This window comes from Pseudomonas sp. LRF_L74 (genome assembly GCF_965644255.1).
Lineage (GTDB): Bacteria > Pseudomonadota > Gammaproteobacteria > Pseudomonadales > Pseudomonadaceae > Aquipseudomonas.
On record NZ_CBFFRH010000001.1, the window covers coordinates 138,972 to 160,679 of the forward strand.

Annotated in this window: 23 protein-coding genes; 7 read left to right on the forward strand and 16 right to left on the reverse strand. The window is 63.9% G+C overall.

The annotated features are described in order from the left end of the window. Positions 1 to 16 precede the first annotated feature (16 nt). The gene (gene ppk1, locus ACSZPK_RS00680) at positions 17 to 2,236 is read right to left on the reverse strand and encodes a polyphosphate kinase 1 (RefSeq protein WP_437879477.1); all 2,220 of its coding nucleotides are present in this window, start codon (positions 2,234 to 2,236) and stop codon (positions 17 to 19) included. A gap of 16 nt (positions 2,237 to 2,252) precedes the next feature. Continuing rightward, the gene (gene hemB, locus ACSZPK_RS00685) at positions 2,253 to 3,266 is read right to left on the reverse strand and encodes a porphobilinogen synthase (RefSeq protein WP_437879478.1); all 1,014 of its coding nucleotides are present in this window, start codon (positions 3,264 to 3,266) and stop codon (positions 2,253 to 2,255) included. Positions 3,267 to 3,509: 243 nt separating this feature from the next. Between hemB and elbB the strand changes: the two genes are divergently transcribed. Then, positions 3,510 to 4,175: an isoprenoid biosynthesis glyoxalase ElbB gene (gene elbB, locus ACSZPK_RS00690; protein ID WP_437879479.1), complete on the forward strand. Its 666-nt coding sequence runs from the start codon at positions 3,510 to 3,512 to the stop codon at positions 4,173 to 4,175. 223 nt (positions 4,176 to 4,398) lie between these two features. On the opposite strand, the gene ACSZPK_RS00695 is transcribed toward elbB, so the two are convergent. The 4 genes from ACSZPK_RS00695 to ACSZPK_RS00710 are packed head-to-tail and all read right to left on the reverse strand — an operon-like array spanning position 4,399 to position 7,975. Then, positions 4,399 to 4,848 (reverse strand): YaiI/YqxD family protein, encoded by a 450-nt coding sequence (locus tag ACSZPK_RS00695; RefSeq protein WP_437879480.1) that lies wholly within the window; start codon positions 4,846 to 4,848, stop codon positions 4,399 to 4,401. Continuing rightward, positions 4,848 to 5,483 (reverse strand): homoserine/homoserine lactone efflux protein, encoded by a 636-nt coding sequence (rhtB, locus tag ACSZPK_RS00700; protein WP_437879481.1) that lies wholly within the window; start codon positions 5,481 to 5,483, stop codon positions 4,848 to 4,850. Before rhtB ends, ACSZPK_RS00695 begins: the two co-directional genes overlap by 1 nt. 42 nt (positions 5,484 to 5,525) lie before the next feature. After that, a complete protein-coding gene (locus ACSZPK_RS00705) occupies positions 5,526 to 6,065 on the reverse strand; it encodes a mechanosensitive ion channel domain-containing protein (protein WP_437879482.1) in 540 nt (179 codons plus the stop codon). After that, a complete protein-coding gene (locus ACSZPK_RS00710) occupies positions 6,065 to 7,975 on the reverse strand; it encodes an ATP-binding cassette domain-containing protein (protein ID WP_437879483.1) in 1,911 nt (636 codons plus the stop codon). Before ACSZPK_RS00710 ends, ACSZPK_RS00705 begins: the two co-directional genes overlap by 1 nt. A 50-nt stretch (positions 7,976 to 8,025) precedes the next feature. Here ACSZPK_RS00710 and ACSZPK_RS00715 point away from each other — a divergent pair, with 50 nt between their 5' ends. Further along, positions 8,026 to 8,487 carry a TIGR02444 family protein gene (locus ACSZPK_RS00715; RefSeq protein ID WP_437879484.1) on the forward strand — a complete coding sequence of 154 codons (462 nt, stop codon included), beginning with the start codon at positions 8,026 to 8,028 and terminating at the stop codon, positions 8,485 to 8,487. Here the strand turns inward: ACSZPK_RS00715 and ACSZPK_RS00720 are convergent, their stop codons facing one another. From ACSZPK_RS00720 to ACSZPK_RS00760, 9 genes are all read right to left on the reverse strand, one after another. Continuing rightward, positions 8,488 to 9,603 (reverse strand): AlgP family protein, encoded by a 1,116-nt coding sequence (locus ACSZPK_RS00720; protein WP_437879485.1) that lies wholly within the window; start codon positions 9,601 to 9,603, stop codon positions 8,488 to 8,490. A gap of 290 nt (positions 9,604 to 9,893) precedes the next feature. Next, positions 9,894 to 10,367, reverse strand: coding sequence for a sigma D regulator (gene rsd, locus ACSZPK_RS00725; protein WP_437879486.1), 474 nt, complete (start codon positions 10,365 to 10,367; stop codon positions 9,894 to 9,896). 206 nt (positions 10,368 to 10,573) lie between these two features. Next, a complete protein-coding gene (locus tag ACSZPK_RS00730; protein WP_437879487.1) occupies positions 10,574 to 11,068 on the reverse strand; it encodes a disulfide bond formation protein B in 495 nt (164 codons plus the stop codon). A gap of 132 nt (positions 11,069 to 11,200) precedes the next feature. Continuing rightward, a complete protein-coding gene (locus ACSZPK_RS00735) occupies positions 11,201 to 12,427 on the reverse strand; it encodes a heme biosynthesis HemY N-terminal domain-containing protein (protein WP_437879488.1) in 1,227 nt (408 codons plus the stop codon). Continuing rightward, positions 12,424 to 13,533, reverse strand: a complete 1,110-nt coding sequence (locus ACSZPK_RS00740) for a uroporphyrinogen-III C-methyltransferase (RefSeq protein WP_437879489.1) — start codon at positions 13,531 to 13,533, stop codon at positions 12,424 to 12,426. The genes ACSZPK_RS00735 and ACSZPK_RS00740 overlap by 4 nt, the downstream gene beginning before the upstream one ends. Positions 13,534 to 13,547: 14 nt before the next feature. Next, positions 13,548 to 14,318: a uroporphyrinogen-III synthase gene (locus tag ACSZPK_RS00745; RefSeq protein ID WP_437879490.1), complete on the reverse strand. Its 771-nt coding sequence runs from the start codon at positions 14,316 to 14,318 to the stop codon at positions 13,548 to 13,550. Then, positions 14,315 to 15,253 carry a hydroxymethylbilane synthase gene (gene hemC, locus ACSZPK_RS00750; RefSeq protein ID WP_437879491.1) on the reverse strand — a complete coding sequence of 313 codons (939 nt, stop codon included), beginning with the start codon at positions 15,251 to 15,253 and terminating at the stop codon, positions 14,315 to 14,317. The genes ACSZPK_RS00745 and hemC overlap by 4 nt, the downstream gene beginning before the upstream one ends. 142 nt (positions 15,254 to 15,395) lie before the next feature. Beyond that, positions 15,396 to 16,142, reverse strand: coding sequence for a LytR/AlgR family response regulator transcription factor (locus ACSZPK_RS00755; RefSeq protein ID WP_437879492.1), 747 nt, complete (start codon positions 16,140 to 16,142; stop codon positions 15,396 to 15,398). Beyond that, complete coding sequence (locus ACSZPK_RS00760; RefSeq protein ID WP_437879493.1) at positions 16,139 to 17,221, reverse strand: sensor histidine kinase; 1,083 nt, start codon at positions 17,219 to 17,221, stop codon at positions 16,139 to 16,141. Before ACSZPK_RS00760 ends, ACSZPK_RS00755 begins: the two co-directional genes overlap by 4 nt. 242 nt (positions 17,222 to 17,463) lie before the next feature. Between ACSZPK_RS00760 and argH the strand changes: the two genes are divergently transcribed. The 4 genes from argH (at position 17,464) to ACSZPK_RS00780 (ending at position 20,512) form a co-directional block, all read left to right on the forward strand. Beyond that, positions 17,464 to 18,858, forward strand: coding sequence for an argininosuccinate lyase (gene argH, locus ACSZPK_RS00765; RefSeq protein ID WP_437879494.1), 1,395 nt, complete (start codon positions 17,464 to 17,466; stop codon positions 18,856 to 18,858). A 4-nt stretch (positions 18,859 to 18,862) separates the two neighbouring features. Next, the gene (locus tag ACSZPK_RS00770) at positions 18,863 to 19,153 is read left to right on the forward strand and encodes a hypothetical protein (protein WP_437879495.1); all 291 of its coding nucleotides are present in this window, start codon (positions 18,863 to 18,865) and stop codon (positions 19,151 to 19,153) included. A 21-nt stretch (positions 19,154 to 19,174) separates the two neighbouring features. After that, positions 19,175 to 19,657, forward strand: coding sequence for an N-acetyltransferase family protein (locus ACSZPK_RS00775; RefSeq protein WP_437879496.1), 483 nt, complete (start codon positions 19,175 to 19,177; stop codon positions 19,655 to 19,657). A gap of 102 nt (positions 19,658 to 19,759) precedes the next feature. After that, positions 19,760 to 20,512: an endo alpha-1,4 polygalactosaminidase gene (locus tag ACSZPK_RS00780; RefSeq protein ID WP_437879497.1), complete on the forward strand. Its 753-nt coding sequence runs from the start codon at positions 19,760 to 19,762 to the stop codon at positions 20,510 to 20,512. 102 nt (positions 20,513 to 20,614) lie between these two features. On the opposite strand, the gene ACSZPK_RS00785 is transcribed toward ACSZPK_RS00780, so the two are convergent. Beyond that, positions 20,615 to 21,280 (reverse strand): glutathione S-transferase family protein, encoded by a 666-nt coding sequence (locus ACSZPK_RS00785; protein ID WP_437879498.1) that lies wholly within the window; start codon positions 21,278 to 21,280, stop codon positions 20,615 to 20,617. Positions 21,281 to 21,377: 97 nt separating this feature from the next. On the opposite strand from ACSZPK_RS00785, the gene ACSZPK_RS00790 reads away from it, so the two are divergent. Further along, positions 21,378 to 21,647: a hypothetical protein gene (locus ACSZPK_RS00790; protein ID WP_437879499.1), complete on the forward strand. Its 270-nt coding sequence runs from the start codon at positions 21,378 to 21,380 to the stop codon at positions 21,645 to 21,647. The last annotated feature ends 61 nt before the right edge of the window (positions 21,648 to 21,708 follow it).

A 21,708-nucleotide genomic window follows, 5' to 3' on the forward strand; every position in this document is an offset into this window, starting at 1 on the left:
TTTGGTGCGCTGAAACTCAGCGACTCAGTACCACCGGGCTGGCTAGCTTCTCCAGCAACGCAGCCTGCGCGTTACGCGGATTGGCATTGCCCGTCGGGCTGAGCCGCCCGTAGCGTCCATCCGCATGCAAGACCCAGGCGTGGGTATTGTCGCTCAGGTAGCTCTCCAGCTCCTTCTTCACCCGCGTGGTGAGCTTCTTGCCCTCGACCGGGAAGCAGGTCTCGACGCGCTTGTCGAGGTTGCGCTCCATCCAGTCGGCACTGGACAGGAACAGTTGCTCGTCGCCGCCATTGAGGAAGTAGTAGATCCGGCTGTGTTCGAGGAAGCGGCCAATGATCGAGCGCACATGGATATTGTGCGAAACCCCCGGCACCCCCGGACGCAACGAACACATGCCGCGCACCACCAGGTCGATCTTCACCCCGGCCTGACTGGCCTTGTACAGGGCGCGGATGACCTTGGCGTCGGTCAGTGCATTGACCTTGGCCATGATGTGCGCCGGCTTGCCCTCGGCGGCGAACTGCGCCTCGCGGTTGATCATGTCGATGATGCCCTTCTTCAAGGTGAAGGGCGCGTGCAGCAGCTTCTTCATGCGCAGGGTCTTGCCCATGCCGATGAGCTGGCTGAACAGCTTGGACACATCCTCGCCCAGCGCCACGTCGGCGGTCAGCAGGCTGTAGTCGGTGTACAGGCGCGCATTGCCGGCATGGTAGTTGCCGGTGCCGAGGTGCGCGTAGCGACGGATCTCGCCATTCTCGCGGCGCAGGATCAGCATCATCTTGGCGTGGGTCTTGAAGCCGACCACGCCGTAGATCACCACCGCGCCGGCCGCCTGCAGACGGCTGGCCAGTTGCAGGTTGGACTCTTCGTCGAAGCGCGCGCGCAGTTCGATGACCGCGGTGACTTCCTTGCCGTTGCGCGCCGCCTCCACCAGTGCATCGACGATCTCGGAATTGGCCCCGGAGCGATACAGCGTCTGCTTGATCGCCAGCACGTTGGGGTCCTTCGCCGCCTGGCGCAGCATGTCCACCACCGGGGTGAAGGACTCGAACGGGTGCATCAGCAGGATGTCCTGCTTGCCGACCACGCTGAAGATGTTTTCGCTGTTCTGCAGCAGCTTGGGGATGACCGGGGTGAACGGGCCGTATTGCAGCTCGGGGTGGCTGTCCAGGCTGGTGATGGAGAACAGGCGGGTCAGGTTGACCGGGCCGTTGACCCGGTACAGCTCGTTGTCGCTCAGGTTGAACTGCTTGAGCAGGTAGTCGGACAGGTGCGGCGGGCAGGTTTCGGCCACCTCCAGGCGCACGGCATCCCCATAGCGACGCGAGAACAGCTCACCGCGCAGGGCACGGGCCAGGTCCTCGACATCCTCGGTATCGACCGATAGATCGGCGTTGCGGGTCAGACGGAACTGGTAGCAGCCCTTGACCTTCATGCCGGTAAACAGATCGTCGGCATGGGCGTGGATCATCGACGACAGGAACACGTAGTTGGCGCCAGGCCCGCCGATATCCTCCGGCACGCGGATGATCCTCGGCAACGGACGCGGCGCCGGGATGATCGCCAGGCCCGAATCGCGACCGAAGGCGTCCACGCCTTCCAGTTCGACGATGAAGTTCAGGCTCTTGTTCACCAGCAGCGGGAACGGGTGCGTCGGATCGAGGCCGATGGGCGTGATGATCGGCGCGATCTGCTCGCGGAAGTAGCGGCGCACCCAGCTCTTGAGCTTCGGCGTCCAGTAACGACGGCGAATGAAGTTGATCTGGTGCTTGGCCAGCTCCGGCAGCAGCACGTCGTTGAGCAACGCGTACTGGCGGTCGACCTGCCCGTGGGCGATCTCGGAAATCTGCGCCAGCGCCTGGCTCGGCAGCAGGCCGTCGGGTCCGGCCTGCTCACGGGCGAAGTTGATCTGCTTCTTCAGGCCGGCGACGCGAATCTCGAAGAACTCATCGAGGTTGCTGGAGAAGATCAGCAGGAACTTGAGGCGTTCCAGCAGCGGATAGGACTCATCCAGCGCCTGCTCCAGCACGCGGATGTTGAACTGCAGTTGCGACAGCTCGCGATGGATGTACAAGCCACTGTCATCCACCGACGGAATCGGTGCCGCAGGAGCAGCCGGCGGCGCCTCGGGCTCGGGTTCGAGCGCCGCGATGACTTCGGCAACCTCGACGGCGGTCGGTTGCTGTTCGGCAGTCTTGCCGTCCACTTCGTGTTTGCTGGGTCCCTCGGTATTCATGCTTCTTCCCAGGGGCTCACTGCCCCGCTTTGATCAGTTGTGCGGCACGCTTGGCGAAGTACGTGAGGACGCCATCGGCCCCCGCACGTTTGAACGCCGTCAGCGACTCAAGAATCACAGCTTCGCTCAACCAGCCATTCTGGATCGCCGCCATGTGCATGGCGTACTCACCGCTGACCTGGTAGACGAAGGTCGGTACGCGGAACTCCTGCTTCACCCGCCACAGCACGTCGAGGTACGGCATGCCCGGCTTGACCATTACCATGTCGGCGCCTTCGGCCAAGTCCAGCGCCACTTCGTGCAGGGCTTCGTCGCCGTTGGCGGGGTCCATCTGGTAGTTGAACTTGTTGCCCTTGCCCAGGTTGCCCGCCGAACCGATGGCGTCGCGGAACGGGCCGTAGTAAGCGCTGGCGTACTTGGCCGAGTAGGACATGATGCGCGTGTTGGCGTGCTCGGCCAGCTCCAGCGCCTCGCGCATGGCGAGGATGCGGCCGTCCATCATGTCCGACGGCGAAACGATGTGCGCGCCGGCCTCGGCATGGGACAGCGCCTGCTTGATCAGCGCATCGATGGTGATGTCGTTGAGCACGTAGCCGTCGTCATCGATGATGCCGTCCTGGCCATGGGTGGTGTACGGGTCCAGGGCCACGTCGGTCATCACCCCCAGCTCGGGGAAGTTCTCACGCAACGCCCGGATCGCGCGCTGAACCAGACCATCCGGGTTCCACGCCTCGGCGGCATCGAGCGACTTGCGCTCGGTGGGGATGAACGGGAACAGGTCGATCAGCGGGATGCCCAGCGTCACCAACTCTTCGGCCTCGCGCAGCAGCTCGTCGATAGACAGGCGCTCGACGCCCGGCATCGAGGCCACTGGCTCGCGACGCTTCTCGCCGTCGAGGATGAACACCGGCAGGATCAGGTCGTTCACGCTCAGTTCGTTCTCGCGCACCAAGCGACGGGAAAAATCGTCGCGACGGTTACGGCGCAGACGGGTAGCGGGGAACATGCGATTGGCGGGGGTAAAGCTCACGGCAGACTCCAGACCCGCGAAAACGGGCACAGTGCGACGGATTTATAAGCCGTCATTATGACTAAATGATGACGGCGCTGGAGGGTCATATGACCAAGGCGGGCCAAGACAGGTGCGACGAAGCGTCGCTGCCAGCATCGAATGAAGCATGTCTTGCAGGCTGAAACGGTATCGCCGTATGCCTCCTAGGTCTAGGATTGCGGCCATATCCGCGGAATAACGAATTTTTCAAGGAGATACAGCATGAGCAAAAACGTAGCGGTAATTCTCTCCGGCTGTGGCGTCTATGACGGCGCGGAAATCCAGGAAAGCGTGATCACCCTGCTACGCCTCGACCAGCGTGGGGCCAAGGTGCAGTGCTTCGCGCCGAATATCGCGCAGTTGCATGTGCTCAATCACCTGACGGGCGAGGAAGCCCCGGAAAGCCGCAACGTACTGGTCGAGTCAGCCCGCATCGCCCGGGGCGCGATCAAGGATGTACGCGAACTGAACGTCGCCGACTTCGATGCGCTGATCCTGCCGGGCGGTTTCGGCGTGGCCAAGAACCTCTCCAGCTTCGCCAACGAAGGCACCAATCTCAGCGTACAACCCGACGTGCTCGCCGCCGCCAGGGCCTTCGCCAGCGCCGGCAAACCCATCGGCCTGATCTGCATCTCGCCGGCCCTGGCCGTGCAGATCTTCGGGGCGGGCGTCAGTGCGACCCTGGGCAGCGACGAGGACGACGCGGCCAAGGCCCTGGTGGCCATGGGCGGCAAGCACGTCGCCTGCAGCGTGGAAGACATCGTCGAGGACGAAGAGCGCAAGCTGGTGAGCACGCCGGCCTACATGCTCGCCCAGTCGATTTCGCAGGCGGCGGCGGGGATCAACAAACTGGTCGACCGCGTGCTGGAACTGGCGTTGCCGCATTGAGGCAGGAGCAGTCGTCCTTACTCGGTGTGTTTAGTCGTCATTCCCGCGAAGGCGGGAATCCAGAAAACACCACACGTTTGGATTCCCGCCTTCGCGGGAATGACGATTGAGTGTGGACCGGGTGTTCGTGGAACGACCGCCTCTGCCTCGAAGCAGCCTGTCAGTTGAGTCCCCATGAGCGTATGGCTTGAAATACCGCCACCGCTGTTTTGCTCAAAAGCCGCTAGCGCATGAGCCGCACAAGAATCCGATCCAGCGCATTGGCGAAGGACTGCCGATCCTTGTCCGAATAGGCGGCCTGGCCACCACCGACCTGCCCTTGCTCGCGCAGGTCGGTGAATAGGTTGCGCACCGCCAGGCGCTCGCCCATGTTGCGCTCGTCGAACTCACGACCGCGCGGGTCGAGGGCCGCCACGCCCTTCTTCACCAGCCGGTCGGCCAATGGCACATCACTGCAAATCACCAGATCGCCCGGCTCGGCATGCTCGACCAGATGATCGTCCGCCGCATCCGGCCCGCTGGGCACCACGATCAGCCGCACGCAGGCGAAATTCGGTCGTGCCACCGCCTGCCCCGCCACCAGCACCACCTCGAAGCCACGCTTGAGGGCGAACTTGACCACCTGGTCCCGCGCCAGGCGCGGACAGGCATCGGCGTCGATCCAGACGCGCATCAGGCCACCGGCGCACGACGGACCAGCGCCAGCAGGCTGGCCGCGCCGACGAACAGGGCCGCGAACACCCGGTTCATCACGCGCTGCTGGCCCGGCGTGCGCAAAGCGCGCAGGACTCGCGAAGCCAGGCCGGTGTAGCCCGCCATGACGATCAGATCGACCACGATCATGGTCACGCCCATGATCAGGTACTGCGGCAACAACGGCGCCTGGGGATGGATGAACTGTGGCAATACGGCCAGCATGAACACCACTGCCTTGGGATTGCTGGCGTTGACCAGAAAACCGCGCAGCACCAGGCTCAATGGCCGGCCACTGCGGCTCTCGCCAGAAGTGCTGGCCATCGCACTCGGCCGCGAGCGCCACTGCACCACGGCCAGCCACAGCAGGTAGGCGACACCGAACCACTTGATCAGGCTGAACGCCAGCGCCGAAGTCGCCAGCAGCGCCCCGACCCCGGCCGCGACGATGGCGATCTGCAGGGCCAGACCGATCTGCAATCCCAAGGCATTCCAGTAGCCGCGCAGGAAACCATATTGCAGGCCACAGGACATCGAGGCGATGGCGCCCGCCCCTGGCGACAGGCTGATCACCCAACAGGCGACGAAGAAAGCGAGCCAGGTTTCGAGTGCCATGGCAGTGACCTCAGTGATGAAGAACGGAAAAGCGCCCGGAGATCAGCGCCAACGACGCACCGAACGCTGGAAGAACAGGCTGTTGGGAATCTGTACCACGGCGCCGCTGACGCCTTCGCTGTGGTCTTCCAGAGTGGTGTAGAACAGGTTGATCGCAATCACCCGGCCCTTGACCCCCGGTTTGTCGGCGGAGTCCACCACCTCGACCACATCGCCCAGGCGAAACGGTCCCATGGAGAAGATCAGCACCGCGCAGAACATATTCGACAGCACGCTCCAGATGGCAAAGAACGCCACCGCGGCGACCGCGGTAAAGCCGGTGACCGCCGTCCACAGCACTTCGGCGGAAACCCCCAGGCGCTCCAGCACCAGCATGCCGGCGCTGCCCATGATCAACCAGCGCAACAAGCCGCGCAGCGGCATCAGCACCTCTACTGGCAGCAGGCTATAGCGTTGGCCAAGACGAGTAATGCCACGGGTAACGACACGCTGGGCGAGCCAGGCCAGGACCAGAATCAGGAATACCTGGGCCGCTACGATCAGCGGCTCGCGCCAGGTAGCGAGTATCGCCAGCTCTTCCATCACTCAGCCTCCTCGAGTTGCCGTTGCAGGTCTTCCAGGGTTTCCAGGGCGAACAGCCAGGCTTCCTCCAGTTCGCTCTCGCTGGTTTTCAGGCGCGCCTGCTCAGCCAAGGCATCGCGCAACTCATCCTTGCGCGCCACATCGTAGATACCGCCGTCGCCCAGGCGCTGCTCCACGCTCGCCAGTTTTTCCTGGACCTTGCCCAGTTCCTTCTCCAGCTTGTCGGCCTCGCGTTTGTGCGGTGCAAGTTGCTGGCGCAGCGCAGCCGCCGCCTGGCGTTGGGCGCGCTTGTCGGTCTTGTCGGCAGCGGGCGCCACAGCACTGGCCGGCACCTGGCGCTGCCGGTACTCGACCAGCCAGCGGGCATAGTCGTCGAGATCGCCATCGAACGCCTTGATCCGGCCATCGGCGACCAGCAGGAACTCATCCGTGGTGCTCTTCAGCAAGTGCCGATCGTGGGAAACCACCAGCACCGCGCCGGCGAACTCCTGCAACGCCATGGTCAGGGCCAGGCGCATTTCCAGGTCGAGGTGGTTGGTCGGTTCGTCGAGTAACAACAGGTTGGGCTTCTGCCAGGCGATCAGCGCCAGGGCCAGGCGCGCCTTCTCGCCACCGGAGAAATTGACCACCGCCTGGTCACAGCGATCGCCCCGGAAATCGAAGCCGCCCAGGAAGTCGCGCAGCGTCTGCTCGCGCTCGGTCGGGGCGATGCGCTGCAAATGCAACAGCGGGCTGGCCTTGGCGTCCAGGGAATCGAGCTGGTGCTGGGCGAAGTAGCCGATGGCCAGGTTCTCGCCGCGATACAGGCGCCCAGCCAGGGGCTGCAACTCACCGGCGAGGGTCTTGATCAGGGTCGACTTGCCCGCGCCATTGGGGCCGAGCAGACCGATACGCGCGCCCGGCGTCAGTTGCAGCTTGACCTGTTGCAACACGGTTTTTTCGCCATAGCCCAACTGCGCCTCGGAAAGGTCGAGCAACGGGCTGGATATCTTGTCCGCCTCACGGAAGACGAAGTCGAACGGCGAGTCGACATGGGCCGGCGCCAGTTCTTCCAGGCGCTCCAGCGCCTTGATCCGGCTCTGCGCCTGGCGGGCCTTGGTCGCCTGGGCCTTGAAGCGGGCGATGTACTTTTCCATGTGCGCACGCTGCGCCTGTTGCTTCTCGTAGGCCTGTTGCTGCTGGGCCAGACGCTCGGCACGGGTGCGCTCGAAGGCTGAGTAACCGCCGCGATACAGCGTGAGCTTCTGCTGTTCGAGGTGAGCGACATGATCGACCACCGCATCGATAAAATCGCGGTCGTGGGAAATCAGCAGCAAGGTGCCGGGATAGCTTTTCAGCCAGTCCTCCAGCCACAGGATCGCATCGAGGTCCAAGTGGTTGGTCGGCTCGTCGAGCAACAGCAAATCCGACGGGCACATCAGCGCCTGGGCCAGGTTGAGGCGCATGCGCCAACCGCCGGAGAAATCGCCGACGCGACGATCCATCTGCTCGGCGCTGAAGCCCAGGCCGGCCAGCAGCTTGCGTGCCCGGGCATCGGCGGTATAGCCGTCGGCGCTGTCCAGTTCGCTGTGCAGGCGGGCGATGGCGTTGCCGTCGTGGGCCACCTCCGCAGCGGCCAGCTCGCGCTGGACCTTGCGCAGGTGGATATCGCCATCGAGCACATAATCGGTGGCCAGCCGTTCGAGGTCGTCGATCTCCTGGCGCATGTGGGCGATGCGCCAGTCCGGCGGCAGGCTGCAATCGCCGGAGTCGGGACCGAGCTCGCCACGCAACAGGGCGAACAGGCTGGATTTACCGGCGCCATTGGCACCGATGAGGCCGGCCTTCTGGCCGGCGTGCAGGGTCAGCTCGGCGCCTTCTAGCAGGCGTTGCGGACCACGCTGTAAAGTGAGGTTCTGGAGTCGAATCATGATGGCGGCGGAGTCTACCAGTTTCCCCCGTGCGCCGCCCGGAGAGCCGAATGCCTTCTGACCTGTGGAGTTTCGCCCTCGCCACCTATGCGCGGCCGGGCGTGGAAGCGGCCTGCCTGCAATTGCAGGAGGAAGGAGCCGATGTGTGCCTGCTGTTGTGCGCGCTCTGGCTGGAGTCTAGAAACACTGGCTACGACAGCGGGTATGCCGGTTCACTGCGAGCCATCGCCCAGCCATGGCAAAACGATGTGGTCGCTCCCCTGCGCGAGTTGCGCCGTGCCTGGCGCGACAGGGCACGGAAGGATGTTCAACTGGCGGGCTGGCGTGAACGGGTCAAGACCTTGGAGCTGGAGGCCGAGCGCGAGTTGTTGTCGCGTCTCGAAGACTGCGCTTCGGCGTGGCCCACCGACGTGAAAGATTCTGCACGCTGGCTTGAAGCGCTCAGCGAAGGACAGGCGAAAAAAAACCGCGACGCGCTGCAGGTGCTGCGCGCCGCGGTTTCTTTCGACTGATCAGGCAGTCGTCGACGGAGTAGCTGCGTTGGCGGTAGCCGGAGCAGCAGGGGCGGCAGGCGCTTCTGCTGGCTTGGCGGCCGAGGCGGCAGCGGGCTTTTTGGCCGCGGGTTTGCTGGCCGGTTTCACCGCCGCTTTAGCAGCAGGCTTGGCGGCAGCAGGTTTGGCAGCGACAGGCTTGGCGGCGGCTTTCGCCGGAGCCTTCGCAGCGGCCGGCTTAGCAACTGGTTTGCTGGCAGGCTTGGCGGCGGAAGCAGCCTTGGCCGGAGCCTTGGCCGCCGGTTTGGCAACAGCTTTGGCTGCCGGTTTAGCTGCGGCAGGTTTGGCGGTTGCCTTGGCCGGCGCTTTTGCCGCAACAGGCTTAGCTACAGTCTTGGCAGCAGGCTTGGCGGCGGAAGCTGCTTTGGCTGGAGCCTTGGCTACCGGCTTGGCGGCGGCTTTTGCTGCTGGCTTGGCTGCAGCAACTTTCTTCGCCGTTGGCTTGGCGGTTGCTGTGGCGCTCTTGCCAGCAGGGGCAGCTTTGGCAGCGGGCTTGCTCGCAGCAGTTTTGGCTGCAGGCTTAGCGACGGGCTTGGCAGCCGGTTTGGCTGCGGAAGCAGCTTTGGCCGGGGCCTTGGCCGCTGGCTTGGCGACAGCCTTGACTGCTGGCTTGGCAGCGGCCTTCGCGGCCGGTTTGCTAGCCTTGCTTGCTTTGGCAGCCGGCTTGGCGGCCGGAGCACGAGTGCTCAGCGCTTTGCCTGCCGCGTCTTGTACCTTGCCTACGCCTTGAGCCAGTTTCAGGCTCTGCTGGATATCACGCTTGAGTTGCTGGATGTAATCGCGAGTCTCGCCCTGGCGAGTCTTCAGGCTGTCGAGCAGCGCTTCGAGTTCAGCGACAGCGGCCTTGGCCTTCTCTTCGACCTTGGCCTTGCCAGCCTTGCCCGCCTCTTGCAGTTTGCTGCGTGCGGCGTGCAGTTTTTCTTGAGCCTTGCCACGCTGTTTTTCCAGCTTGGTCAGCAGTTCTTCTGCGTCAGACTGCGCTTGCGAGCATGCCTTTTCCAGGTGGTCGAGCAGGCTCTGCGAGAGTTGCTGAAGCAAATGCAAAGGAGTGGTGACGGGCTTTTTGTTAATCGGCATGGCATGCCTCCGGCGGACATAGGTGGTCACATACTAGACAAATGGCCCGCAAGCCGCTAGCCACCTGACTCTGACAAAGTTCACGACGAGCACAATTAAGCATATTTTTTTCGAAAAATCGTCACGACCCATCGTTCGCTGCTGTTTCCCTGCCTGATTCCGCTTGTGCTGCAGGCCGCGCCATCACAGGCTCGCAGCGCTATGGCCTACAGCCTTGGCGCGAGAATCGACGAGCGCTTGCATGCGGAAGTCAGCAATATCGACCTGCTGGAGGTGGCCGAGTGAAAGACTCAGGCGGTAGCGGCCGCCTTTTGCCGATGCGCGTTGTGCAGCACCTCGATGAGGCAGTCTTCCAGTTCGAAGCGCTCATGCAGCAGTTGCCCGAGACGCTTGAGCTCAGCGCTCAGCGAGGAACTGTCGCCGCAATCCTGCTGGTCGCAGCGGTCATTGAACGCCAAGGCCACTTCAGTGATCGCCTCGATGCGCGGGTAGATCTGCTTGGCCAGTTCGAGACCGCGTTGGTCTCCGAATGAAGTGGCCTCGGTAGTGAGCTGTTCGTAGACTTCGAAGTGCCCTGCCGAGACGTAGTCAACCAGGATTTCACAAAAACGGTGCAGGTCCGGGGTATTGGAGACTTCGCCGGCCGGGCCCCCGTCGAGCAGCGCGAAGGCGCTGACCAGTTCGTGTCGTTCCTGGAGCCAACGATCGATCAGTTGGTGTACGCCGCCCCAGCGCTCCTGGGCGTTCTGGCAGGTCTCGAGCATGATGTCCTCACTTCCCTCTGGTGGATGCTGGTCATGTGGCCCATCCGGACTCCCAGCGTAACCCCCCGTCTTCGACGACGAAGTGTGAGGGCCAGAGTATGCCCCGAAGCCGTGCGCTTCAAGTCACCGGCTGGGTTGATTTGACCAACATTCGCTCACAGCGCTGCGTAACGCCGTCTAGGTGGATGTTTCGCCTGGGAATTCGCTCAGACCCGACGGCGGAACAACTGATAAAGGCCGACAAGGATCAGGCCAAGGAAAGCCAACAGGCTCCACTCCGGCAGGCTGAGGCTGAACAGGGTCCAGCTGACCTCGGCGCAGTCGGCGGTGCCATGGAACACCAGGCGGACGATTTCCTGCAGTGGCAGGGCATCCATCATGAACTCCAGGCTTGGCAGGCACGCCTCGAGTTGCTCGGGCGGCACGCTTTGCAGCCACACCTGGCGCGCGGCGGTACCTGCGCCGGCGACAGCGAACAACACCATCAGCACCGAGTAGATACGGCGCCCCACGCCACCCGGAGCGTGCAAGGCTGCCACCAGGCTGACCAGCCCTACGGCGATCAGGCAGATGCGCTGGACGATGCACATCGGGCACGGCTCCAGGCCGACCACGTGCTCCAGATAGAGCGCGACGCCCATCAACCCGACGCAGCCGAGAAACACGATAAGAAACAGGGTGCGTGGTTTGGCCAGGGCCATGGGAACTCCGAGAGGGGGGCGGGAAAGGCGATTACGGTAGAGGAAAGGCCGCCCGCCTTTCAAGACACAACGCGACGCCTCGTCAGTGACCAGACGCCGCATGTCTCCTCAACGCAGTGCGGATTCGACCGCTCAAATGGCCTGACGTGGCAGCGGCAGCTCTACCTGCGATGCGAAACTGTCCAGCAGCAGGCGGTTGCTCGCCTGCAACTCCCCCTGGGCCGCCAGCAGCCGGGCCAGTTCGACACGGGCATCGATGCTGTGAGAGAAGCTCAGGCTCAGTTCGAAATACTCGCGCGCCTTGCCCCACAAGCTGTTCTGCAGGCACAGGCGCCCCAGGCACAGCAGCAGCAGGGGATCGCCTTCGTGTTGCTTGAGCAGGCCTTCGGCAGTCTGCAACTGGCGCGCCGGGTCACGCCCGCGCAGCAATCCGTACAACTGGACCAGGCGCGGATCGTAATGCTGCTTGAACGCCTTGCGCACCACCTCTTCCGCTTCCTCTTGGGCACCGAGCAGCCGTAGCTGGCCAGCATAGGCGGCGATCAGGCCGGGCTCGTTGCGCTGGGCGGATGACAGCTCCTGCCAGGCCGCTGTCAACGGTTGCAGGGCCGTTTCGCCACGCTCCTGGCCATCCGCGCCGGCTTCGACCAGGCGCCCCTGCCAGACCTTGCGCTCCAGCTCTGCCAGCTCATCACCGGCCAACACCCGCCCCTTGCGCAGTTCAGGCAGCAGGGCAAGCAGCGCTGGCCACTCCCCCCGCTCGACCAGCAGCTCCTGCAACGCATGCAGCACGCGTGGCTGGTGAGGATGACGCTCGCGCATCACTTGCAGCGTCTCGACCGCGGCGGCCGAATCGCCACGATCCCGTTGCAACTCTGCATGGGTCAGGGCTACCGCCAACTCGGCCTGGGGCTGGCGCTGCAGCGCGTGCTCAAGGAACTCATCGCTTTGCTCGTGCCGGCCCAGTTCATTTGCAGCCCGGGCCGCCCCCAGGTAGTAGGGCAACGGTTGAGTCTCGCCTCGCGCTGCCAGCGGCAGGTGGCGAACAGCCTGCTCCCAGCGCCCCTCGGCCAGCTCCAGCAAGCCTTTCTCGGCAGCCGCGCGCTGGCGGCGGTAATGATTGTGCCGCGACCATGGGTTGACCAGGCCACCGGATACCAGCAGCACCTTGCTGACCCAGCGGATCAGCCAAAGCGCCAGCCAGGCCAGGACAATGATGCCGAGGAACACCCAGAGGCTGGACTCGTAGCGCACGTTGCGCCAGGCGATCAGCACATAACCGCTGTGCGCGTGGATCGCCCAGCCCAGGCCACCGAGCACCGCCAGGATCAGCGCCAGCCAGATCAGGAAACGGATCATTGTCCGCTCTCCTGCTCAGCCTTGGGAGCCTCCAGCGCAGCCGTCTCGCGCTGCTTGATGTAGGCACGCAGGGTGGTCAGCGCCTTGTCCAGGCTTGGCAGTTGCACGCTGACCGGATGCCCGGCCAGTTCGCCGAGGCGTGCCTGCATGGCCTGCACGGATGGGTTGTTGGCGTCGAAATAGGTACGCAGCACATCCTGAGCGGCGTCCAGCGCCTGGCGATAGACCTGGGGCTGGCCATTGAGCGCCGCCCACTGCGCCTGCTCGATGGCCAGGCCCAGGGTCAGGCGCACCTGGGCCAGGCTCTGGCCGGCCAGTTGCGGACGGATGTCCTGGTCGGCCTGCAGGTCCAGGCGCACGTATCGCGACAACTGATCCCAGAGCTCATTCCAGCGGCTGGTGTCGTTGGCGCTGGCCTTGGTCGGTTGCTCCGGGCTGAGGATGTATTCCGGCACCAGCTCCTGCAGGCCGTTGACCTGCCCCCGGAGCGCCGCGAGCTGCAGGAACAGGCCGCTACGGTCGAGTTCCGGCAAGGCCCGCAGGCCTTCGATGACCTTGATCAACTCGCCACGGGCAGCGAACGCCTGTGGATCGTTCTGCTCACGCAGGATCTGGTCCGCGCCCTCGATCAGCGCCGTGGCGCTGGGCACGTCCTGCAACGCACTGAGGCGCAGGGTCGCCAGGCGCAGCAAGTGTTCAGATTCGGCCAGGCGCCAGTCCTCACGGCTCTTGCTCAAGACGTCGGAGAGGTTTTGCGCCAGGCGTTGCTGATCGCTCTGCAGGTTCATTACCAGATCGCGCTGCTCGCCCAGCTCGGCCGCAGAGGGCAGCCCGGCCATGCGCTTGAGAACGCTGCCTTCGATGGCCTTGAACTGATCGCGCGCCGCGGCGTTGTTGCTTTCCAGCTGTCCCAGGTGCTGCTGGGCGATGACCTTTTGCTGCTGGAACTGCCAGGCGCTCCAGCCGCCGGCGGCAAGCGCGGCCAGGCCGACGATCAGCGCCAGGGCGGCGACGGTATTGCCGCCCTTGGCGGGCGGCGGTGCCTTGGCTGCTGCAGGCGTATCGGCAGGTTTGGTTTCCGTGCTCGGCAAGGCTGTCTCGCTCACATGTCCATCCTTTATCAGTGGGTGGTCGGCGCGGTGTTCTGCAAGGCCGACACAACAGCCGCAGCACTGGCGCCGCGACACTCGATCACACATCTGGCGCCAGCCTCGCGGGCCCGTTCGGCGACGCGGGCGCTGGGCACCAGCAGGGTCATGCCGGCCACCTGCTTCCAGGCATCGGCGGCCAACCGACGTAAATGTTCCAGTCCCTGAGCACTGCTGACCAATACGGCGTTCAGTCGTTCCGCTTGAATCTTCTGCATCAGGGTGCCAGCCGGGTATTCAGGCAGCACCCGCCGGTAAAGGGGCAGATAGTCGACCGCAACGCCCCGCTCGCGCAAGGTCTCGGCAATCAGTTCACGACCGCCCTCCCCGCGCAGGATCAATGCACGGGGGATCGGCGCCTGCAACGCCTCGTCCAGCGCCGGCATCGCCAACAATGCCTCGCTGTCTTCGCCGCTATCCGGATACCGCACATCGACACCGTAGTCATCGAGAATCGCTGCGGTCCCGGCGCCCACGGCGAACCAGCGCAGGTATATCGGAGGCTGCGGCCACAGCCGATCGACCCGTTCCAGACCGATACGGGCGGCGGGCTTGCTGACCACGATAACGGCCTGGTAACGATCCAGCTCCATGATCAGGCTGCGCTGCTCACCAGTTTCCTCCAGCGCCTCGATTTCCAGCAAGGGTAACGTCGCGCTGGCAATGCCGGCATGATCCAGCGCGACCTCCAGTGTCTCGTTCTCGGCAGCGGGGCGGGTCAGCAGCACGCGCCAGGCGGTCACGGCTGGCCGGCCTCGCCATAGACCGCGTCGAGAATCGCGGCGGCGCCCTGCTGAAGGAGTTGCTCGGCCACGCTGATGCCCAATCGCTCGGCCTCCCCGGATGCCGCGCGGGCCTCGGCACGCAGCAGCAGGCTGCCGTCTGGCTGGCCGACCAGGCCACGCAGCCACAATTGATCGCCCTCAAGCAACGCATAGCAGGCGATGGGCACCTGGCAGCCGCCATTGAGGTGTTTGTTCATCGCCCGCTCGGCATTGACCCGCGCGGCGGTCTCGCCGTGGTGCAGCGGGGCGAGCAAGGCCTGCACGTCGGCATCGGCACTGCGGCACTCGATGCCGACCGCGCCCTGGCCACCGGCAGGCAGGCTGTCTTCGGCGCTGATGAAGTCACGGATGCGTGCCTCGAAACCCAGGCGGATCAGGCCGGCAGCGGCCAGGATGATGGCGTCGTACTCGCCGGCATCGAGCTTGGCCAGGCGGGTGTTCACATTGCCGCGCAGGAACTGGATCTTCAAATCGGGGCGACGCGCCAGCAACTGCGCCTGGCGGCGCAGGCTGGAAGTGCCGACCACGGCGCCGGCCGGCAGTGCATCGAGGTTGGCGTAGGTATTGGAGACGAAGGCATCGCGCGGGTCTTCGCGCTCACAGATGCAGAACAATCCCAGGCCTTCCGGAAAATCCATCGGCACGTCCTTCATCGAGTGCACAGCGATGTCGGCTTCGTTTTCCAGCAACGCGGTTTCCAGCTCCTTGACGAACAGGCCCTTGCCACCGATTTTCGCCAACGGCGCGTCGAGCAGCTTGTCGCCACGGCTGACCATCGGCACCAGGCTGACCCGCACCCCGGGATGCGCCTGCTCCAGGCGCGCCTTGACGTATTCGGCCTGCCACAGGGCCAGGGCACTCTTGCGGGTGGCGATGCGGATTTCGCGAGACATGGTGGATTCCGGAAAACGAGATGCCGGAATGATAACAGGCCCTTTCGATCGAGGGCGGGAGCGGATTGCCGCGCCCGCTGAAACGGAAAAAGCGCTGGTGGGGGAAACGGCCCACCCACTCCAGCGCTCTTCATCGAAAACCCTACAGGTTGTGCATCAGCTTGCGCACCCCAGCCACGTGCCGACGACTGACGGTGAGCGGCTCGCCATTGAGCCCCTTGAGATAGAGCTGGAAATGACCGAGCGGCGTACGCTGCAGGCGCTCGATGCGATCACGCGCGACCAGCGCATTGCGGTGGATGCGCACGAAACGATCGCCGAACTCGTCCTCCAGGGACTTGAGCGGCTCGTCCAGCAACACTTCGCCGTCGTCATGGCGCAGGGTCACGTACTTGTGATCGGCGATGAAATAGATCACATGCTCCAGGGGAATCAGCTCGATGCCCTTGCGGGTCCGCGCGCTGATGTGGCTGCGAGGCCCGGCACCATTCACCGCGGCGGGGCGGGTCAGTGCCGCGAGCTGCACCCGATTGGGGCGCTCGGCTTTCTTCAGCGCCTCGGACAAGGCCTCGGGCCGCACCGGCTTGACCAGGTAGCCGACCGCACTGACCTGGAACGCCTCCAGGGCGAACTCGTCATGGGCGGTGCAGAAGATCACCGCAGGCGGCGCCTCGCGCTCGCACAGCTTGGCCGCGACCTGCAGGCCGTCGAGGCCAGGCATGCGGATATCCAGCAGCACGACATCCGGCTTGAGGCTGTCGATCAGGGTCAACGCCTCCTCGCCATTGCCAGCGGCAGGCTCGAGGACACGACAGCCTTCGAGGTCGCCCACGAGTCGACTGAGTCGCTCTCGGGCCAGGGGTTCGTCATCGACAATCAGCACATTCATATTGCTCTGGCTTCCTGCGTGAGTCTCGCACAAGGATAGCGTAGACAGGTGAAGTGGCGGCCGTCACGGCGCTCCACGCTGAGACTAGCTCGCGGCCCGAAAAGTGCCGCAAGACGCGCATCAATGTTCACCAACGCCTGCCGGGTCCCGCGCGACGGCTGTCGCTCGGCGCTCTCGTCATAGGGGTTGCTCACAACGAGCCTTAAGACCCCGTTTTCGTATTGCCCCTCCACCGCCACCAGACCACCTTCAATACGCGGCTGGATACCATAGATCAAGGCATTCTCCAGCAAAGGTTGCAAGGTCAGTTGCGGTATCGGCAGATCATCCGGAATATCGTCGACCTGCCATTGCAACTGTAGTCGCTCGCCAAGCCGGTATTGCTCGATAGACAAATATCTGCGCGCCAGCTCCAACTCTTCTTTCCAGCTCACCAACGCGCCAGGCCTGGCCAGACTGGCGCGGAACAGGTCGGAAAGGTCCAGCACGGCCTGCTCGGCCTTGTACGGATCGACCACCACCAGGCTGGCGATGCTGTTCAGGCTGTTGAACAGGAAATGCGGGCGAATGCGCGCCTGCAGCGACTCGATGCGCGCGCGCAGCTCGGCCTGTTGCTGCTTGCGCCATTGGCTTTGCAGATAGAAGTAGCGCAACAACAGTGCCGACATGATCAGGCTGATCAAGGCATGGCGCAGGTACAGGTTGACCTCGCCGCTACGCTGGATCGGACCGCCCAGCTCGTAATAATCGGCGACCGCCGTACAGGCGAGGGTCAACCCCACGACCAGGGCGCAACACAACGCACTGGCCAGCGCGACGTTGAGGCGGGCCAGCAACGGACGCAACTGACACAGCAATGCAGCCGAAAGCAGCACGATCCATTGCACGAACAACGAAGCCAGGGCCAGGCGCACCCAATTGAAACCCGGCAGCATCGGCTCGGCCAGTACCAGTACCAGCACCAGCAGTTCCGCAAGCAGCACCATGGACAGCAGCGCCTCGGGCTTGCACAGCTCGGGCAGGAAGAAATCGTCGTACGCCTCGCCTGGACGCGCGTGATTGGTTGTTTCGTTGGCCATCGCGGGAGTTTTCCTGGGCACCTAATACGGCAGCAAGCCGTTGTCCTACAGCCGGGCAAAACAGGGTGACCGCTAACCGGATAGCCGAACGCGCCCGGTTGCGGGTCCACTTCTGTCACATCATCGCTGCGAATTGTGGCACTCCGGCTGGCTGCGCGCCGGTTTCCTTCGCAAGGCTGCTATCATCGGCACACTTTTTCACCGTTCCGCAGGCCCGCACCTGCCTTGCCACGAGTTCCAACATGAGCACCGAGAAAACCAACCAGTCCTGGGGCGGCCGTTTCAGCGAGCCGGTCGACGCCTTCGTTGCCCGTTTCACCGCCTCCGTCGAGTTCGACAAGCGCCTGTATCGCCACGACATCATGGGCTCCATCGCCCACGCCAGCATGCTGGCCAAGGTCGGCGTGCTGAGCAGTGACGAGCGTGACGCCATCGAAGCCGGCCTGAAGGATATCCAGGCCGAAATCGAAGCCGGCCGCTTCGACTGGCGCGTGGACCTGGAAGACGTGCACATGAACATCGAGGCGCGCCTGACCGATCGCATCGGCGTCACCGGCAAGAAGCTGCACACCGGCCGCTCGCGCAACGACCAGGTCGCCACCGACATCCGCTTGTGGCTACGCGACGAGATCGACCTGATCCTCGCCGAGATCACTCGCCTGCAGCAGGGCCTGCTGGGGCTGGCCGAAGCCGAGGCCGACACCATCATGCCCGGTTTCACCCACCTGCAGACCGCCCAGCCGGTGACCTTCGGCCACCACCTGCTGGCCTGGTTCGAGATGCTCAGCCGCGACCACGAGCGCCTGCTCGACTGCCGCAAGCGCACCAACCGCATGCCGCTGGGCAGCGCTGCGCTGGCCGGCACCACCTACCCGATCCAGCGCGAGATCACCGCCGAACTGCTGGGCTTCGACGCCGTGGGCGGCAACTCGCTGGACGGCGTGTCCGACCGTGACTTCGCCATCGAATTCTGTGCCGCCGCCTCCCTGGCGATGATGCACCTGTCGCGTTTCTCTGAAGAGCTGGTGCTGTGGACCAGCGCGCAGTTCCAGTTCATCGACCTGCCGGATCGTTTCTGCACCGGCTCCTCGATCATGCCGCAGAAGAAAAACCCCGACGTGCCCGAACTGGTGCGCGGCAAGACCGGCCGCGTGTTCGGCGCCCTGACCGGCCTGCTGACCCTGATGAAAGGCCAGCCGCTGGCCTACAACAAGGACAACCAGGAAGACAAGGAACCGCTGTTCGACGCCGCCGACACCCTGCGCGACAGCCTGCGCGCCTTCGCCGACATGGTCCCGGCGATCAAGCCCAAGCGCGAGATCATGCGCGAGGCCGCGCGCCGTGGCTTCTCCACGGCCACCGACCTGGCCGACTACCTGGTGCGCAAGGGCCTGCCATTCCGCGACTGCCACGAAATCGTCGGCCACGCGGTGAAATATGGCGTGGACAGCGGCAAGGACCTGGCCGAGATGAGCCTGGACGAACTGCGCCAGTTCAGCGAGCAGATCGGCGACGACGTGTTCGCCGTGCTGACCCTGGAAGGCTCGGTCGGCGCCCGTGACCATATCGGCGGCACGGCACCGAACCAGGTGCGTGCCGCCGTGGCACGCGGCAAGGAACTGCTGGCGAAGCGCTGACGGCATGCTCGACGACCTGCCGGAAGGCCTGTTCAGGCTGCTGTTCAAAGTCCTTCGGGTCATCGTCGAGCTGATCGGGGAAGGCCTGCTGGAGGTGATGTTCAACCGCATCACCTACTGCGCAGGTTGGCTGGCCGCCCGTGGCCTGACCCTAGGACATCGACCACGCGGCCAGTTCTGGCCTGCCGACTTCGACCGGCTACGCGGCGTCTGGCCGCTGCAACTGCTCGGTTTCGCGAGCCTGACCATTCTGCTGATCGGGTTGGTCGGGCTGGTCATGGCCTTCTCTCCCTGATAACGCACAGCGAAATTCATCATGCCCCTGACCATCCGCACGGCCCACGCCGGTGACGCCGAACTGATCCTGCGCTTCATCATCGACCTGGCCATCTACGAGAAAGCCGAGCATGAGGTAAAGACCGATGCCACCGGCCTGCGCGACAGCCTGTTCGGCGCACACAGCAGCAGCCATGCACTGATCTGCGAGAAGGACGGCGTCGCCATTGGCTACGCCGTGTACTTTTTCAACTACTCGACCTGGCTGGGCAAACACGGCCTGTACCTGGAAGACCTCTACGTCGCCCCCGCGCACCGGGGCTGCGGCGCGGGCAAGGCACTGTTGAAACACCTGGCGCGCATGGCGGTAGAACGTGGCTGCGGCCGTTTCGAGTGGTCGGTGCTGGACTGGAACACGCCTGCCATCGACTTCTACGAGTCGTTCGGCGCTCGCCCACAGGACGAATGGACGACTTATCGCCTGACAGGAGATGCCCTGCACGGCTTCGCGCTTAGCGACTAGCCTCAAGCTTGCGCTCCAAGGCATTGCGTTTTCACCCCGAGCTCATGGACGAGGCCGGTTCATCCAGACCGGCCTTTGGCTACCCCCAAAAGGAAATTTGTCATGCGCAGCCTCTCCAGCATCTTTCTTGCCCTGTTCTGCAGCACCCTCAGCGCCTCGCCGCTGGCGATCCCGGTCGACAGCAGTTGGCACCTGCAACTGGATGGAACCCTGCAAACGCCGGATCGACAGGTCTATGACATCGATCTGTACGACACACCGACCTCGACCATCACCAATCTCAAGGCCCAAGGCCGTATCGTCATCTGCTATTTCAGCGCCGGAACCTGGGAGGACTGGCGCGAAGATGCCAGCCAATACCCGGATGCCGCCAAAGGCAAGGCGCTGGATGACTGGGCAGGAGAACGCTGGCTCGATATCCGCCGCCAGGACGTGCGCAATCTGCTGGCCAAGCGCCTGGACCTGGCGGTGAGCAAAGGCTGCGACGGCGTGGACCCGGACAATGTCGATGGCTACAACAATGACAACGGACTGAACCTGACCAAAGGCGAAGAACTCAGCTTCACCCGCTGGATGGCCAAGCATGCCCATCTGCGCAATCTGTCGGTGGGCCTGAAGAACGCCATCGAGCTGCTGCCCTACGTGGCGGACGACTATGACTTCGCAGTCAACGAGAGCTGTTACAAATACAAGGAATGCGACGCCTACAAGACCCTGCGCAGCCAGGGCAAACCGGTGTTCATCGCCGAGTACCGCAGCTACAACGCCAGCCTGTGCACCCAGGCCGCGGCATCCGGCTACAACCTGCAGTTCTTCAAGACGTCGCTGAAAGCGGTCGGCGAGCCCTGCAAGTAAACGGTCCACCTGGTTCTTTCCGGCCGCGTCGAGGCAGGAGCGGGCATGACGACGATAGCGGCCATCGTGCGTGTGTCCGTTTTTGCCTCGACCCGCGTCACCTCAAGCCTTGAACCTAGCCTGGGCCATGGCCAGGAATGCCGGCAGGCCGGCTTCCTTCTCGGCCGCGATGCGCTGCACGTTCGGGTTGTCCTTGAAGCGTTCGAACAGTGCACGCGCCCCGGGGAAATCGGCCAGCAGATCGAGACCGAACAGTTTGTGCGCGACCAGGCAGGCCAGATCGACGCTGTAGAGGAAGTACAGGTCGGCCACCGTCAGCCTGTCGCCCGCCACATACGGCGCGAACTTGCCATGGCGCTTGAGTGCGGCAATACCGCCAAGCAGTTCCTCGCGGGTCTTGTTCTTGATCGAGTCGCTCACGCTCGCACCGAAGAATGCCTCCGGATAGCAGGCGCGGGCGGGCAGTTCCAGATACAGCTCGATTTCCTTGGCCAGAGAACGCACCTGGGCACGCTGGAACGGCTCGGCAGGCAACAATGGCACCCCCTGCCCCAGGTCTTCCAGGTATTCGAGAATCGCTCCGGTTTCGCTGATAAAGCCGTGCTCGGTCTCCAGCACCGGCACCTTGCCGCGCGGGCTGATGGCCAGGAATTCGGGATTCTGGCTGGTGAATACTTCGACCATGTCGAAAGCCAGGCCCTTCTCGAGCAGCGCGAGCTTGACCATGTTGACGTAGTTGCTGACGGCGAATCCGTGGAGCTTGAGCATATTGTTCTCCTCTGGCAGGTGCGCCAGATTAACCTTGGCACTGCTGCCGTCAATGCCATTCATGGCACACTGCGCGCCCATCGCCGAGGAGCCAACGATGAACGAACATGACGACAGCGAAGAGTCCTTCGCCGAAGCGACTCTGGTCCAGGCCATCGAAAACCAGTTGGACGCGGGCAGCCCCGCGGCGGCCAAGGCCACCTATAACAAACTCAGCCTGGTCGGCTACGAGCACGAGGAAATCCTTGAGCTGATGGCCCTGGTGTTGGCCCATGCGATCCGCAACCTGACGGACGACCAACCCTTCGACCTGGACGCCTACGAGCAGGCCTTGCGCGCCCTGCCGGAACTGCCGGAAGAAAACTGAAGCCGGATTGATCCAGAGCGCTTCCGGGCCTGACACGGCGCTGCTATGGTTCGCCTCCCCA

Coding starts and splice junctions, on each gene's coding strand:
- ppk1 (WP_437879477.1), bottom strand. CDS start 2,236: ATGAATACCGAGGGACCCAGCAAACACGAAGTGGACGGCAAGACTGCC.
- ACSZPK_RS00770 (WP_437879495.1), top strand. CDS start 18,863: ATGCTCGACGACCTGCCGGAAGGCCTGTTCAGGCTGCTGTTCAAAGTC.
- ACSZPK_RS00705 (WP_437879482.1), bottom strand. CDS start 6,065: ATGGAAGAGCTGGCGATACTCGCTACCTGGCGCGAGCCGCTGATCGTA.
- ACSZPK_RS00790 (WP_437879499.1), top strand. CDS start 21,378: ATGAACGAACATGACGACAGCGAAGAGTCCTTCGCCGAAGCGACTCTG.
- ACSZPK_RS00720 (WP_437879485.1), bottom strand. CDS start 9,603: ATGCCGATTAACAAAAAGCCCGTCACCACTCCTTTGCATTTGCTTCAG.
- ACSZPK_RS00755 (WP_437879492.1), bottom strand. CDS start 16,142: ATGAATGTGCTGATTGTCGATGACGAACCCCTGGCCCGAGAGCGACTC.
- hemC (WP_437879491.1), bottom strand. CDS start 15,253: ATGTCTCGCGAAATCCGCATCGCCACCCGCAAGAGTGCCCTGGCCCTG.
- argH (WP_437879494.1), top strand. CDS start 17,464: ATGAGCACCGAGAAAACCAACCAGTCCTGGGGCGGCCGTTTCAGCGAG.
- ACSZPK_RS00730 (WP_437879487.1), bottom strand. CDS start 11,068: ATGGCCCTGGCCAAACCACGCACCCTGTTTCTTATCGTGTTTCTCGGC.
- rsd (WP_437879486.1), bottom strand. CDS start 10,367: ATGCTCGAGACCTGCCAGAACGCCCAGGAGCGCTGGGGCGGCGTACAC.
- ACSZPK_RS00735 (WP_437879488.1), bottom strand. CDS start 12,427: ATGATCCGTTTCCTGATCTGGCTGGCGCTGATCCTGGCGGTGCTCGGT.
- rhtB (WP_437879481.1), bottom strand. CDS start 5,483: ATGGCACTCGAAACCTGGCTCGCTTTCTTCGTCGCCTGTTGGGTGATC.
- ACSZPK_RS00785 (WP_437879498.1), bottom strand. CDS start 21,280: ATGCTCAAGCTCCACGGATTCGCCGTCAGCAACTACGTCAACATGGTC.
- ACSZPK_RS00715 (WP_437879484.1), top strand. CDS start 8,026: ATGCCTTCTGACCTGTGGAGTTTCGCCCTCGCCACCTATGCGCGGCCG.
- ACSZPK_RS00710 (WP_437879483.1), bottom strand. CDS start 7,975: ATGATTCGACTCCAGAACCTCACTTTACAGCGTGGTCCGCAACGCCTG.
- ACSZPK_RS00760 (WP_437879493.1), bottom strand. CDS start 17,221: ATGGCCAACGAAACAACCAATCACGCGCGTCCAGGCGAGGCGTACGAC.
- ACSZPK_RS00775 (WP_437879496.1), top strand. CDS start 19,175: ATGCCCCTGACCATCCGCACGGCCCACGCCGGTGACGCCGAACTGATC.
- elbB (WP_437879479.1), top strand. CDS start 3,510: ATGAGCAAAAACGTAGCGGTAATTCTCTCCGGCTGTGGCGTCTATGAC.
- ACSZPK_RS00695 (WP_437879480.1), bottom strand. CDS start 4,848: ATGCGCGTCTGGATCGACGCCGATGCCTGTCCGCGCCTGGCGCGGGAC.
- ACSZPK_RS00780 (WP_437879497.1), top strand. CDS start 19,760: ATGCGCAGCCTCTCCAGCATCTTTCTTGCCCTGTTCTGCAGCACCCTC.